This is a genomic window from Rhodobacter sp. P1_C2 (assembly GCF_056406375.1).
On sequence record NZ_JBFUAG010000009.1, the window covers coordinates 1 to 13132 of the forward strand.

Sequence of the window (13132 nt, forward strand, 5' to 3'; positions counted from 1 at the left end):
CCCCCCCCCCCCCCCCCCCCCCCCCCCCCCCCCCCCCCCCCCCCCCCCCCCCCCCCCCCCCCCCCCCCCCCCCCCCCCCCCCCCCCCCCCCCCCCCCCCCCCCCCCCCCCCCCCCCCCCCCCCCCCCCCCCCCCCCCCCCCCCCCCCCCCCCCCCCCCCCCCCCCCCCCCCCCCCCCCCCACCCTGCCCGATCCCGCCCAAATACCCCGCCAAAATTCCCGCGCCATCAAGCCAGCCCTTGCCTGCACCCGTTTCCTCAAGGCATGCTCCCGCCCGGGAGAGTCCCGGGGCGCTGCAACTGTTAGCGCAAGCACCCGGCACCGGGCCGCAGGCCCGCGAGGTTTGACAGGAGGAGATTGACATGAAGACCATCCAGGGCCCGGCGCTGTTTCTGGCGCAATTCGCCGGCGATGCCGCCCCGTTCAACTCATGGGACAGCATCACCAAATGGGCCGCCTCTTGCGGCTACAAGGGGGTCCAGATCCCCTCCTGGGACGCGCGGCTCTTCGATCTGACCAAGGCCGCCACCTCGCAGACCTATTGCGACGAGGTCGCCGGCATCGCCGCCGCCAATGGCGTGCAGATCACCGAGCTTTCGACCCACCTGCAGGGCCAGCTCGTCGCCGTCCATCCCGCCTATGACACGCAGTTCGACGGCTTTGCCGCGCCGTCCGTCCACAAGGACCCCAAGGCCCGCGCCGCCTGGGCCGTCGATCAGGTCAAGCAAGCGCTCAGCGCCAGCCGCCGTCTGGGCCTCTCCGCCCATGCCACCTTCTCGGGTGCCCTGGCCTGGCCCTATCTCTACCCCTGGCCGCAGCGCCCCGCGGGACTCGTGGAAGAGGCCTTCGACGAGCTCGCCCGCCGCTGGCTGCCGATCCTCGACCATGCCGAGGATTGCGGCGTCGATGTCTGTTACGAGATCCACCCCGGCGAAGACCTGCATGACGGCGTGACCTTCGAGATGTTCCTCGACCGCGTCGAGGGCCACACAAGGGCCAACATGCTTTACGATCCCAGCCACTACGTCCTGCAATGCCTTGATTACCTTGACCATATCGACATCTACCACGACCGGATCAAGATGTTCCACGTCAAGGATGCCGAGTTCAACCCGACCGGGCGGCAAGGCGTCTACGGTGGCTTCCAGTCCTGGGTCAACCGCGCCGGCCGCTTCCGCTCGCCCGGCGATGGCCAGGTCGATTTCGGCGGCATCTTCTCGAAACTCACGCAATACGGCTTTGACGGCTGGGCGGTGGTCGAATGGGAATGCTGCCTGAAACACCCCGAGGATGGCGCCCGCGAAGGGGCCGCCTTCGTGAAGGATCACATCATAAGGGTCACCGAAAAGGCCTTTGACGATTTCGCCGATGCGGGCACCGACCGCGCTGCCAACCGCCGCATGATTGGATTGGAGTAAACCATGGCCATCACCGCAAGTCCCGAAAATACCCCCAAATCCGGCCGCGCCCCGCGCATCCGCCTCGGCATGGTCGGCGGCGGTCAGGGCGCCTTCATCGGCGCCGTCCACCGCATCGCCGCCCGCATCGACGACCAGTATGACCTCGTCGCCGGCGCCTTCTCCTCCGACGCCGCCCGCAGCGCCGCCTCCGCCGCCGATCTGGGCGTGGCGCGCAGCTATGGCTCCTATGCCGAAATGGCGCAGAAAGAGGCGCGGCGGAAGGACGGGATCGAGGCGGTGGCGATCGTCACCCCCAATCACCTCCACGCCCCGGTGGCGATGGAGTTCCTGAAGCGCGGCATCCATGTGATCTGCGACAAGCCGCTGACCGCCACCCTGCCCGAGGCGAAGAAACTCGCCAAGGCGGCCGAGGCCTCGGGCCTGATCTTCGCCCTGACCCATAATTACACCGGCTACCCGATGATCCGCCAGGCGCGCGAGATGATCGCCTCCGGCGCTTTGGGAGAGATCCGCCTCGTCAATGTCGAATATATCCAGGACTGGCTCTCCGAACCGATCGAGGCGACGGGCCAGAAACAGGCCGACTGGCGCACCGACCCGGCGCGTTCCGGCGTGGGCGGGGCCACGGGCGACATCGGCACCCATGCCTTCAACCTCGCAAGCTTCGTGACCGGCCTGACGCTGGACGAGCTTTCCGCCGACCTGCAAAGCTTCGTCCCCGGCCGCCGTCTCGATGACAACGGCCATGTCCTGATGCGCTATCAGGGCGGGGCGCGCGGCACGCTCTGGTGCAGCCAGGTCGCGGCGGGCCAGGAGAACGGCCTGCGCCTGCGCGTCTTCGGCACCAAGGCCGGCATCGAATGGGAACAGGAGAACCCGAATTACCTCTACGTCGGCCCGCTCGGCCAGCCGAAATACCGGCTGACCCGCGGCGGCGCCGGCACCGGCGCGGCCGCCGCCCGCGTCACCCGCGTCCCCTCCGGTCACCCGGAAGGCTATCTGGAAGGGTTCGCCAATATCTACGCCGAGGCCGCCCGCGCCATCATCGCCCGGCGGGACGGAGCCGAACCCGACGCTGCCGTCACCTTCCCCGGCCTGACCGAAGGCCTGCAAGGCGTGGCTTTCGTGGACGCCTGCGTCCGCTCCTCACGCAAGAACGGCGCCTGGACCAAACTCGCGCTCTGACGCCCAGCTTCATCCAGAGCCAAATATCCTCGGGGTCCGGGGCGGAAAGCCCCGGGGCCAGATCAAGGATCGCAAGCGGGATCGTCGTCCCCCGTAGGATGGGCAATCTGCCCATCTTGCCGGAGGCGCGCCCTTTCGCGTTGCAGCCAGAGCGCGGTCAGGATCAGCGGGGCGTTCTCGATCTCGGAGCTCGCGACAAGGTCCATCAGCTGCGCGAAGGGGATCAGGTGGCCGCGGATATCCTCGGTCTCGCCCGCCACGCCGAAGACCCCGGCAGTGCCATCGGGCAGATCGGTCAGCGCGACGAAGGAGTAGATATACTCCCCCACCGCGCCGGGGCTGGGGTAGTAGCGCGACACCGGCAGCAGCGCGCCGAGTTCCAGGCCCGCCTCCTCGATCGCCTCGCGCCTTGCGGCGATCTCCGGCGTCTCGAAAGGGTCGACGCGTCCGGCGATGGCTTCGATCTGCCAAAGCTCGCGGTCGCCGCGCGCCAGCGGGCCGGCGCGGAACTGTTCGATGACCAGCACCCGGTCGCGCACCGGATCATAGGGCAGCACCGTCACCGCATCGCCCGACATGAAGGCCGCCCGGGTCACCGTCTCGCTGAACCTGCCGTCGAAGCGGCGCCAGCTGACGTCATATTCCTCGACCGCAAAGAAATGCGCATAGGGCTGGCGGAAGGCCGCGACACGGACATCCCCCGGCCCGGTCGCATGGCGCAAGGTCGCGGGCGGCGCCGCGCGGGCGCGCAGCCGCGAGGCGGCGCGCACCAACATCAGGAACAGCCGCCCGGCGATCTTTTCCGCCGGTTGCAGCCCGCGCAGCGCCAGAATATCGCCCACGACCGCGCGCACGACATCGCGGTCCCCGTCGCTCAGGCCCGGCTCTGCCACGGCATCCGGGTCTGGCACACCCTCACCCATGTAGAGCAGAAGCTCCGGCTCCGCCCCCAGGACCGGATCGGCGCGCATTCCAAGGCTGCGCAGCACGAAATCGAGCCGAGCAAAGCTCTCGGCCTCCAGATCCAGGATCGCCCCGGCCAGCTGCCGGCCGGTCTGCATCCGGTCCGGCACCGGCACCGCCCAGGGCCCCACCGCCGCCCGGACCAGCCGCAACCCCGAGGCATAGCCGACCGCCGCGGGCAGATCCCCGATCACAAGGCGCAATAGCCAGGCCTCGGCAGCCAGTCCGGCCAGAAACACCTGCCTGCCCATGTCTAGCTCCACCGCCGCGCGGCCACTTCGGCCGCAAGCCCGCCCACGATCCCGCCGACGATCAGCGCCGTCAGAACCTCGGGCGCGGCCAGCAGACGGCCATATTCCATCATGATCTTGGGAATATCGAGCAGCGCCCGCCCCGGATCGGCGCGGTAGATCTGCTTGGTCGAGCGCAGCAGCATCGTATAGGTGCTGAACCCGAAGAGCGCCCAGAACACCAGAAGGAACGAGGTGCGCAAGCCATGCCCCACCGATTCCCCATAGCCGCGCCCCGCCGCGCGCCCCAGGCCGCGCCAGCCGACCAGAAAGCCCAGGACCATCATGATCTGCGGGAAAAGGCCGACATACATGCCCTCGGGCAGCTGCGGCACATAGGCCAGCGCCGCCCAAAGCCCGACGAAGGCAAAGATCAGCGCAGAGACCAGTTTGGTGGCTGTCGGCATCGGCACGCGCTTCCTGTTCTGGTCCTGTCCACTGGTCCTGTCACACCGGCCCGATCACAATCGCCCCGTCACGCCGGCCGGGAGATGGTGATCTGCGTCACGTCGCAGTTACCGCCCTCGAAGGCGCCGGCGCAAGAGGTGAGGTAGAAATTCCACATCCGGCGAAAACGGTCATCGAAGCCCTGGCTCGCCACTTCGGCCCAGCGCGCGTTGAAGACATCGTGCCAGCGCCGCAGGGTCTGGCTGTAGCTCTTGCCGAACTCGATGGAGCCCAGAACCTTGAGCCCCGCCTTTTCCACCTCGCGCCGCAGCACCGAGGGCGAGGGCAGCATGCCGCCGGGGAAGATGTACTTCTGGATGAAATCCACCGATTTGCGATAGGTTTCAAAGCGATGCTCGGCGATGGTGATGATCTGCAAGGTGGCGTGGCAGCCCGGGCGCAGCCGTTTCAGCACGGTGTCGAAATAGGTCGGCCAGTATTTCTCGCCCACCGCCTCGAACATCTCGATCGAGGCGATGCCGTCATAGACCCCGGTCTCGTCGCGGTAATCCTGCAGCTTGATCTCGACCTGGTCGGACAGGCCCAGCCGCGCCATCCGGTCCACGGCATATTTGAACTGCTCGGCGCTGATCGTCAGGCACGTCACCTTCAATCCGCGCTTGGCCGCGGCATATTCGGCGAACCCGCCCCAGCCGCAGCCGATTTCCAGCACATGGTCGCCCGGCTTGACGCGCATCAGGTCCACCATCGAGGCGTATTTCTGCTCCTGCGCCTTCTCGAGGCTCTCCTGCCCGGTTTTGAACAGGGCCGAGGAATAGGTCATGCTCTCGTCCAGCCAGAGGCTGTAGAAATCATTGCCGAGGTCGTAGTGGTAGCTGATGTTCTTGCGCGCCTGCTTCTTGGAGTTGGATTGCAGCCAGAAGCGCAGCCGTTCATAGGCCCGCACCAGACCCATGCCGGGAAAGGCGTCATAGACCTGGTCGTTGCCCTGCTGGATCAGGTCCATGAAGCCCAGAAGATCCGGCGTCGTCCACCAGCCCTCGAGATAGGCCTCGCAGAAGCCGAGGTCGCCTTCGCGGATCAGGCGGGCAAAGATATCGGGGTTGTGGACCTCGATCAGGGCGGCGGGGCCGGGCTGTTTTCCCTCGGCGCGGAAGGTGCGGCCATCGGGCAGACGGAAGTCCAGCCGCCCGCGCTGAAGACCCTTGATGGCCGTGAAGGCCGGGCCGAAATAGCGCGGCAGGCCCTTCTCGCCCTTGGTGGAGGTGAGGATTGTCATATCGCCCTCGGACTTAAGTGTTAACAACATGTTTCCAGAACATTCGGGCACACTCAAGCCCTTTGCTGAGCCAGGGCGTCAAGCGCCCGGGCCCTGCCTGCGTCGAGGGCGATCAGCGGGTCAGGATAGCGGGTTTTGGGGTCAAGCGCCCAGGCCCGCGGGACGGCGGCGAAATAATCCAGCGCCTCGGCCCCCGGCCGGGCCGAGGCCTCGGCCAGATAGCGGCGGCGATAGCGGGAATCGGGGTCATAGGTCTGGGCTTGGGTCGCCGGGTTGAAGATGCGGAAATAGGGCGCGGCATCGGGGCCGGACCCCGCAACCCATTGCCAGCCCATCGCATTGGAGGCCGGGTCCCAGTCGGTCAGACAATCGGCGAACCAGTCGAGCCCGACTTTCCAATGGGTCAAAAGGTGCTTGGTGAGGTAGGAGGCCACGATCATCCGTGCCCGATTGTGCATCGTGCCCGTGGTGTAAAGCTGGCGCATCGCGGCATCGACCACCGGTTCGCCGGTCATGCCCCGCCGCCAGGCCTCGGCATCGGCATTGTCGCCACGCCAGGGGAAGCTTTCCCATTCGGGGCGCCAGGATTGCTGGGTGATATGCGGCGTGTGGAAGAGCAGGGTCCAGGCAAACTCGCGCCAGACCAGTTCCTTCAGGAAATGCTCCGCCCCTGCCGCGCCCTCGGCCCGCGCGCGATGACCCGCGTGCCAGATCTGGCGCGGGCTGATCTCGCCATAGGTGAGGTTCTCCGACAGGCCCGAGGTGGCATCCTCGGCGAGGAAATCGCGGCGCGCCTTGTAGGTGGCGATCTTGCCGTCGATGAAAACGGAAAGCCGCGCCTCGGCCGCAGCCTCGCCGACATGCTGGTGCTTGGCCACCACCGCGGCGCCCCGGTTCATCGCAGCGCCCAGCGCCCAGTCTTCCAGACGGTCGCCTGCAGGCCATTGGTCAGGCGCCGGAAGCGTCCTTGGCGCGGCCAGAGGTGCCGCGATCACCCTGTCGCGCACGGCGTTCCAGAAGGGCGTATAGACCCGGTAAAAGCCGCCCGCCCCGGTGCTCACCGTCCAGGGTTCGTGCAGGAGAAAACCCTGATGCGACTGCGCCAGAAGCCCGCACGCGCGAAACCCGGCCTTGATGGCGGCGTCGCGATCCTGGGTTTCGGGGTCGTAGCTGCGGCTCCAGATCAGGCCCGCGGCCCCGGTTTCCGCCGCCAGCGCCTCCAGGACCGGGCCTGCGGGGCCACGGCGCAGGATCAGGCGGCTGCCCAGCGCCTCCAGCCGCTGCGCAAAGCTGTCCAGCGCCAGCCCCAGCCGCCAGCGCGCCGCAGCCCCCATCGACAGGGTATGGTCGTCCAGCACGAAAACCGGAAGGATCGGATGGCCCAGCGCCAGCGCGGCGCTGAGGCCCTGGTGGTCCGCCAGCCGCAGATCACGGCGGAACCACAGGATAATCGGGGCTTTGGTCATCTGCGCTCCATGTCTTTCAAGGGTTTACGCCCGAGAGGACCGGATGGATCACTTGGCCCCCGCCTAAAGCACCCGGTCGAGGCCCGCGATCAGCCGCGCCACATCGGCCTCCGAGGTGTAATGGACCGCCGACATCCGCAGAACCCCGCGCGCGCGGTCCAGACCCATCGCCTCGATCGGGCGGACGGCGTAGAAATCGCCGGCCCAGCAGGCGATCCCCTCGGCCACCAAGGCTTGCGAGACCGTCTCCGCCTCGCGGTCAAGCGCCACCGCCACCGTCGGCGCCCGCAGGGCGCCATCGCGCGGCCCGATCAGCCGCAGGTCGTTGCGCCCGGCGAGATAGTCCAGAAGCGGCTGGATCACCGCGACTTCTTGGGCGCGCATCAGGTCATGGACCATCCGGTTGCGCTCCACCGGGGTGGCCGCGGTGCCGCCGTGATGGGCATAAAGCGCGTCGATGTAATCGGCCATCCCGGCGCTGGCCGCGATCTGGGCATGGTCGGGGCCCGCCGGGGTGAAGCGCTTGTAGAGCGAGCCTGCGTTGAACCAATGGCCCTGCGCCGGCAGTTCGGCCCCAAACTCCGCCCCGATCAGCATGATGCCCTGATGCGGGCCATAGGTCTTGTAGGCCGAAAAGAGATAGACATCCGCGCCAAGCGCCGGAAAGTCGGGCAGACCATGCGGCGCGTAGCTGACGCCGTCGACCACCGTGCGCACGCCCTTGGACCGCGCCAGGGCGCATATCTCGGCCACCGGGTTCAGTTCGGCCACCACGTTGGAACAATGCGGGAAGGCCATCATCTTCACCTTGCCATCGGCCAGCAAGGGCTTGAGGGTCGCGATATCCAGATGCCCGGTCGCCGGGTCGATCTGCCATTCGCGCACCTCGATCCCCTCGTCTGCCAGCCTGCGCCAGACGCCGGAATTGGCCTCGTGGTCCTGATTGGTCACCACGATCGCCGCATCCTTGCCGCGCAGCCAGAGCCGCACCGCATTGGCCAGAACGAAAGTATTGGCCGAGGTGGAGGGGCCGAAGGACAGCTCTTCCTTCGCACAACCCATCAGGGCTGCAAGACGGACGCGGGCCTCGTCCATCTCGGCGCCGCCATCCTCGGACCCGGGATAGGGCGCATAGGGCTGCACCTTGCGGTCGGTGTAAAAGCGGTGGAGCCGGTCCACCACCTGTTTGCAGGGGAAGGACCCGCCTGCGTTTTCAAAGAAGGCATGGCCGGACAGAATCGGGCTTTGAAAGGCCGGAAACTGGCTGCGGACGAAATCAAGGTCGAGTCTGGTCATAGGGTGCCGCTTCCTCGGGCTGAGAACCCCGCTTGGGGTCGGGTTTGTGGCAGGTCTTCCAGCCGAGCCGCAGGGGGGCGGCAGGTGCAGGCTGCGGGCGAAGGCGCCGCAGGCTGCGCCGCCCCAAGACCTAGCAAGCCGCTTTCGCGCAGGCAAGCGCCCCGCGCAAAGCCCACGTTCACGGCAGTATCCGGCCCGATTTGCTGCTTTTTCCGGCAAAGTCACCCTCTGCGCGAAAAGGTGACTTGCGGCATCGGCGCTTTGGCGCAAAATGAGGGACCTCGATGTCGCGGAACGGTTGCACTTTGCCGGTGTTTGATCAAATTCTGGCAGAGGCAAAAACCGGCCTGATCCAACAGGCTCGATCCAACAAGGAGAACTCATGTCTCGCATTTCGAAATTCATCACCGGCACCGCTCTGGCGCTGTCGCTGGGTCTGGGCGGCACGCTCGCCCGCGCCGACGATCCCGAACTGACCGCCTTCGACTGGTCGGGTTTCCAGCTGCCCGATCTGTTCGCGCCCTATGTCGCCAAGAACGGCGCCATGCCGACCTTCTCGATCTTCGCCGATGACGACGAGGCCTTCCAGAAGCTCTCCTCCGGCTTCAAGGCCGATGTGGCGCATCCCTGCAGCCAGATGATCCAGAAATACCGCGATGCCGACCTGATCGAGCCCTGGGACACCTCCAAGATCCCGAATTTCAAGGAAATCGACCCGCGTTTCCTGAATTCGAAGATTTTCATGGATGACAAGGGCGTCTGGTACATCCCGACCGACTACGCCTATACCGCCATCGCCTATAACACCAAGGATGTCCCGGCCGAGGATGTGGCCTCGCTCGACGTCTTCACCAACCCGAAATATGCCGGGCGGATCTCGCTGCCCGACAATGCCGATGACGTATGGGCGCTGGCCCTGCTCGCCACCGGTGTGAAGGACTGGACCAATGTCTCGGACGACCAGTTCAAGGCGGCGGCGGACTGGCTGCGCAAGGTGCATCCGAATGTGGTGGCCTATTGGGCCGACCCGTCGCAGCTGAGCCAGCTGATGGCCTCGGGCGAGGTGCAGGTGGCCTGGTCGTGGAACGACACCATCGCCCTTCTGCGCGCCGAGAATTTCCCGGTGGGCTTCCAGCGCCAGTCCAAGGAAGGCGCCTCGAGCTGGTTCTGCGGCTGGGTGAACCTCAAGAACGGGCCGGGCAAGGAAGACAAGGCCTATGACTTCATCAACTCCTGGCTGGACCATGGTGCCGCCAAGGTGCTTTTGGACAATGTGGGCTATGCGGTGACCAACACCGTCGGCATGTCGACGATCGACCCGGCGGCGCTGAAGGCGGCGGATGTCGACCCGATCGACACCACCCTCCTCGCCCAGACCCCGATCGACCCGGCGGTGCGCGACAAGATGGTCAACGAGTTCGAAAAGATCAAATCGGGCTTCTGAGCCCCTGCGCTGAAGAATTCCAGCGCCCGGGCCTGTCCCGGGCGCTGCCGTTTGGGAAGCTTGTCCGCGGAACGCCCCGCAGACCACCCTTCAGAACTGAGCACCGATTTCCGCCGCGCGGGTCAGAAGCTTCGCCTGCCCTTCGGGTTCGAAACTGTCGTAAAGCATGTGGAGCGCAGGCTCCGCCACGCCGCAATAACGCAGGATGCCGGTTTCAAGCTGCACCTGCATCGCCTGATCATAGCCGCGCTTGGCAAAAGAGCCGGCACTGCCGCCCGCCACGGCGAGCATGCTGACCTTGGCATGCGGGTAAGTTGCCCCGCCATAGGCCCAGCCGTTGTTCCAGACCCGGTCCACCCAGCCCTTCATCAGCGCGGGCATCGACCACCACCAGACCGGAAAGACCATGACCGTGGCCTGATTGCGTTCGATCCGCGCCATCTCGGCCCGAACTTCGGGCGAATAGACCTTGGCGGGATTGTCCCAGTCGGGCTCGTCCTCCTGGCGCAGGACCGGGTCGAAGCCTTCGGCCGCGAGGTCGGCCCACTCGACCTCGTGACCCGCAGCCTCTGCCGCCTCCGCAAAGGCGCGGGCGGTGGCATGACAGAGCGATGTGGGCCTTGGATGAGCCAGAACGAGCAGAACGCGCATGGGGACACCTCCTAGCTGACGACCTGACCCAGTCTGCCTGCTGTGGCCGCCCGCGTCCACTTGCATCCCCCACTTGCAACCCCGCGCCCCCGGCCCTATGTTCCCCCTGTCCGGAGCAATCCGGACTATGGCGATAAACGCACCCATAATAGACGGATCGGACCCGGGGGCGGTACCCGGCGGCTCCACCAAAACTCCTGTTCATTGCAGGATCTGGGGCCGAAACAGGATCGACGGACGTTCAAAGGGGCCAGCTTTCGCTCGGTGAGGTACCACCGTTATCGGTCCAAGATCACAGTTGCCAATGACAACCGTGCTCCGGCTTATGCTCTGGCTGCGTGAGCAGTTCGAGAAAGCCAAACTAAGTCCTTGCAGGTAGCACTGTAAGGCGGGGTTTGCAGGTACCTGGCAACAGAAACCTGCGCCTTTCCCAGACATGGTCCGTCCTGCCCCGCTGACAGAAGCGGGGGTTTCACACCCCCGCACCCCCGTGGGATATTTATGGACCAATGAAGGGGGGCGCGGAGTTTTTGATTTTGGAATGGCGCCTTGCTTGACCTGTGGTCCGGCGCCGCCTACCAAGGGGGCATGGGGTTCGCGTCCGCCCCGTGAGGCTTTGGCTCAAGTGTCGCATCCCGTCCCCCTTTGAAGGAGGCCCGCGATGCCGCAGCCCAATCAGATCACCCCTGCCCAATTGATGCGCCTCATCGGCACGCCCGAGGCGCCCGCCATCGTCGATGTGCGGCTTGCCGAAGACCTCGCGCTGGAGCCGCGCCTCATCCCGACCAGCCTTGTGATCCCGCATGTCGGCTTCGACCCCGCGCCCGAGGCCCTGCGCCGCGGCCGTGTCGTGGTCGTCTGTGCCCGGGGGCGCAAATTGTCCGAGGGGGTCGCGGCCCTGCTGCGCGCCCAGGGCGCCCAGGCCGAGGTGCTGGAGGGCGGCTCGGTCGCCTGGGCCGCCGCCGGATTGCCGATGGTGCCGATCGCTGCCCTGCCCCAAACCGCACTTTGGGTCACCCGGCACCGGCCCAAGATCGACCGCATCGCCTGCCCCTGGCTGATCCGCCGCTTTGTCGATCCCGCGGCGCGGTTTCTTTATGTCGCGCCGGCCGAGGTCGCCGCGGTGGCCGAAAGGTTTGGCGCCACCCCTTTCGACATCGAAGGCGTCGCCTTCTCGCACCGCGGCGAGACCTGCAGTTTCGACACGATGATCGAGGTCTTCGGTCTGGCGAGCGAAGCCCTCACCCGCCTCGCCCTCGTGGTGCGGGCGGCAGATACCGACCGGCACGATCTGTCGCCCCAGGCGGCGGGCCTGCTCGCGCTTTCGGTCGGGCTGTCGCGTCAGTACCGCGACGATCTGGCCCAACTGGAGGCCGGCATGGTGATCTATGACGCGCTCTACCGCTGGGCGCGCGATGGCTTTGACGAGGGCCACGACTGGCCGGCGGGGAGGAGCGCATGAGCGCGCCGCAGAACGATTGGCCGACACTGTTCAAGGCCTTCGGCAGGATCGGGCTTTTGTCCTTCGGCGGGCCCGCTGCCCAGATCGCCCTGATGCACCGCGAACTGGTCGAGGAGCGCAAGTGGATCAGCGAGGCGGAATATCTCTCTGCCCTCTCCTTCTGCATGCTGCTGCCGGGGCCGGAGGCGATGCAGCTGGCCACCTGGATCGGCTGGCGGCTGAAGGGCGTGCCAGGGGGCATCCTCGCCGGGCTCTTGTTCGTGCTGCCCGGCGCCCTGGTCGTGTTGGGGCTGTCGGCGCTTTATGCCGCTTTGGGCCAGGTGCCGCTGGTCGCGGCCTTGTTCACCGGGGTGCAGGCCGCCGTGGTCGCCGTGGTGGTCGAGGCGCTGCTGCGCGTATCGAAACGCGCGCTGAAGGCCAGGGCGCATTGGGTGACGGCGGGCCTGGCCTTTGCGGCGCTGTTCCTGTTCGGCCTGCCCTTCCCGGTGGTGATCATCGCGGCCGGGCTTTACGGCTATCTGGCGAGCCCGGGACAAGCCTCTGCCCCGCAAGGCCCGCAGCCCTGGGGCCAGACGCTGCGCGCCGTCCTGATCTGGGGGGCGCTCTGGCTCGTCCCGCTGGCGGCGCTGGTGGTGTTCCTGCCGGGGATCTATGCCGATATCGCGGTGTTCTTTTCCAAACTCGCCGTGGTGACCTTCGGCGGCGCCTATGCGGTGCTGGCCTGGATGACCCAGGCGGTGGTCGACGATCACCACTGGCTGACCCTGCCGCAGATGATGGACGGGCTCGGCCTGGCCGAGACCACGCCCGGCCCCCTGATCCTGGTGACCGAGTTCGTGGGCTATGTCGCAGCCTGGCAGCGCGATGGCTGGCCGGGCGGGGTCCTTGCCGCGGCCATCACGCTCTGGATGACCTTTACCCCCTGTTTCCTGTGGATTTTCGCCGGAAGCCCGTGGATTTCCCGCCTCACCCATGCGCCGCGCCTTGCCGGGGCGCTGCGCTTCATCACCGCCGCGGTGGTCGGCGTCATCGCCAACCTGTCGCTCTGGTTCGCGGCCCATGTCTTCTTCGCCACCATCGACCGAATCGAGGCCGGCCCCCTGCACACGATCTGGCCCGAGGTCACCTCGCTGCGCCTGCTGCCCGCGCTTCTGGCGCTTGCCGCCGCCTATCTTCTGCTGCGGCGGCACTGGTCGCTGCCCCTCGTCCTCGCACTTGCAGCATTCGTGGCGATGGGGCGGAGCTTCCTCTGACACCCGCTCTTCCCT

11 protein-coding genes and 1 other RNA gene are annotated in these 13132 nt (G+C 66.9%); 6 read left to right on the top strand and 6 right to left on the bottom strand.

The features are described from left to right. Positions 1–361 precede the first annotated feature (361 nt). The gene (locus tag AC1DZT_RS15875) at positions 362–1417 is read left to right on the top strand and encodes a sugar phosphate isomerase/epimerase family protein (RefSeq protein ID WP_478007621.1); all 1056 of its coding nucleotides are present in this window, start codon (positions 362–364) and stop codon (positions 1415–1417) included. A 3-nt stretch (positions 1418–1420) separates the two neighbouring features. Beyond that, positions 1421–2605: a Gfo/Idh/MocA family protein gene (locus AC1DZT_RS15880; RefSeq protein WP_478007622.1), complete on the top strand. Its 1185-nt coding sequence runs from the start codon at positions 1421–1423 to the stop codon at positions 2603–2605. A 62-nt stretch (positions 2606–2667) separates the two neighbouring features. Here the strand turns inward: AC1DZT_RS15880 and AC1DZT_RS15885 are convergent, their stop codons facing one another. The 5 genes from AC1DZT_RS15885 to AC1DZT_RS15905 form a co-directional block, all read right to left on the bottom strand. After that, positions 2668–3819, bottom strand: coding sequence for an NUDIX domain-containing protein (locus AC1DZT_RS15885; RefSeq protein ID WP_478007623.1), 1152 nt, complete (start codon positions 3817–3819; stop codon positions 2668–2670). Between the two features lie 2 nt (positions 3820–3821). After that, positions 3822–4265, bottom strand: a complete 444-nt coding sequence (locus AC1DZT_RS15890) for a TrgA family protein (RefSeq protein WP_478007624.1) — start codon at positions 4263–4265, stop codon at positions 3822–3824. Between the two features lie 68 nt (positions 4266–4333). Then, a complete protein-coding gene (locus AC1DZT_RS15895; protein ID WP_478007625.1) occupies positions 4334–5545 on the bottom strand; it encodes a class I SAM-dependent methyltransferase in 1212 nt (403 codons plus the stop codon). 53 nt (positions 5546–5598) lie between these two features. Beyond that, positions 5599–7011 (bottom strand): cryptochrome/photolyase family protein, encoded by a 1413-nt coding sequence (locus tag AC1DZT_RS15900; RefSeq protein ID WP_478007626.1) that lies wholly within the window; start codon positions 7009–7011, stop codon positions 5599–5601. Positions 7012–7074: 63 nt separating this feature from the next. After that, a complete protein-coding gene (locus AC1DZT_RS15905; RefSeq protein ID WP_478007627.1) occupies positions 7075–8307 on the bottom strand; it encodes an aminotransferase class V-fold PLP-dependent enzyme in 1233 nt (410 codons plus the stop codon). A gap of 382 nt (positions 8308–8689) precedes the next feature. Between AC1DZT_RS15905 and AC1DZT_RS15910 the strand changes: the two genes are divergently transcribed. Continuing rightward, the gene (locus AC1DZT_RS15910; protein WP_478007628.1) at positions 8690–9751 is read left to right on the top strand and encodes an ABC transporter substrate-binding protein; all 1062 of its coding nucleotides are present in this window, start codon (positions 8690–8692) and stop codon (positions 9749–9751) included. A gap of 90 nt (positions 9752–9841) precedes the next feature. On the opposite strand, the gene AC1DZT_RS15915 is transcribed toward AC1DZT_RS15910, so the two are convergent. Continuing rightward, positions 9842–10402, bottom strand: a complete 561-nt coding sequence (locus AC1DZT_RS15915) for an NAD(P)H oxidoreductase (RefSeq protein ID WP_478007629.1) — start codon at positions 10400–10402, stop codon at positions 9842–9844. A 69-nt stretch (positions 10403–10471) separates the two neighbouring features. On the opposite strand from AC1DZT_RS15915, the gene ssrA reads away from it, so the two are divergent. The 3 genes from ssrA (at position 10472) to chrA (ending at position 13117) form a co-directional block, all read left to right on the top strand. Next, positions 10472–10828, top strand: a transfer-messenger RNA (tmRNA) gene (ssrA, locus tag AC1DZT_RS15920). Between the two features lie 235 nt (positions 10829–11063). Continuing rightward, positions 11064–11864 carry a chromate resistance protein ChrB domain-containing protein gene (locus tag AC1DZT_RS15925; protein ID WP_478007630.1) on the top strand — a complete coding sequence of 267 codons (801 nt, stop codon included), beginning with the start codon at positions 11064–11066 and terminating at the stop codon, positions 11862–11864. Further along, positions 11861–13117: a chromate efflux transporter gene (gene chrA, locus AC1DZT_RS15930; protein ID WP_478007631.1), complete on the top strand. Its 1257-nt coding sequence runs from the start codon at positions 11861–11863 to the stop codon at positions 13115–13117. Before AC1DZT_RS15925 ends, chrA begins: the two co-directional genes overlap by 4 nt. Positions 13118–13132: the final 15 nt, after the last annotated feature.

Excerpts from the sequence above, each read along its gene's own strand:
- AC1DZT_RS15875 (WP_478007621.1), top strand. The coding sequence starts at position 362 with ATGAAGACCATCCAGGGCCCGGCGCTGTTTCTGGCGCAATTCGCCGGC.
- AC1DZT_RS15880 (WP_478007622.1), top strand. The coding sequence starts at position 1,421 with ATGGCCATCACCGCAAGTCCCGAAAATACCCCCAAATCCGGCCGCGCC.
- AC1DZT_RS15885 (WP_478007623.1), bottom strand. The coding sequence starts at position 3,819 with ATGGGCAGGCAGGTGTTTCTGGCCGGACTGGCTGCCGAGGCCTGGCTA.
- AC1DZT_RS15890 (WP_478007624.1), bottom strand. The coding sequence starts at position 4,265 with ATGCCGACAGCCACCAAACTGGTCTCTGCGCTGATCTTTGCCTTCGTC.
- AC1DZT_RS15895 (WP_478007625.1), bottom strand. The coding sequence starts at position 5,545 with ATGACAATCCTCACCTCCACCAAGGGCGAGAAGGGCCTGCCGCGCTAT.
- AC1DZT_RS15900 (WP_478007626.1), bottom strand. The coding sequence starts at position 7,011 with ATGACCAAAGCCCCGATTATCCTGTGGTTCCGCCGTGATCTGCGGCTG.
- AC1DZT_RS15905 (WP_478007627.1), bottom strand. The coding sequence starts at position 8,307 with ATGACCAGACTCGACCTTGATTTCGTCCGCAGCCAGTTTCCGGCCTTT.
- AC1DZT_RS15910 (WP_478007628.1), top strand. The coding sequence starts at position 8,690 with ATGTCTCGCATTTCGAAATTCATCACCGGCACCGCTCTGGCGCTGTCG.
- AC1DZT_RS15915 (WP_478007629.1), bottom strand. The coding sequence starts at position 10,402 with ATGCGCGTTCTGCTCGTTCTGGCTCATCCAAGGCCCACATCGCTCTGT.
- AC1DZT_RS15925 (WP_478007630.1), top strand. The coding sequence starts at position 11,064 with ATGCCGCAGCCCAATCAGATCACCCCTGCCCAATTGATGCGCCTCATC.
- chrA (WP_478007631.1), top strand. The coding sequence starts at position 11,861 with ATGAGCGCGCCGCAGAACGATTGGCCGACACTGTTCAAGGCCTTCGGC.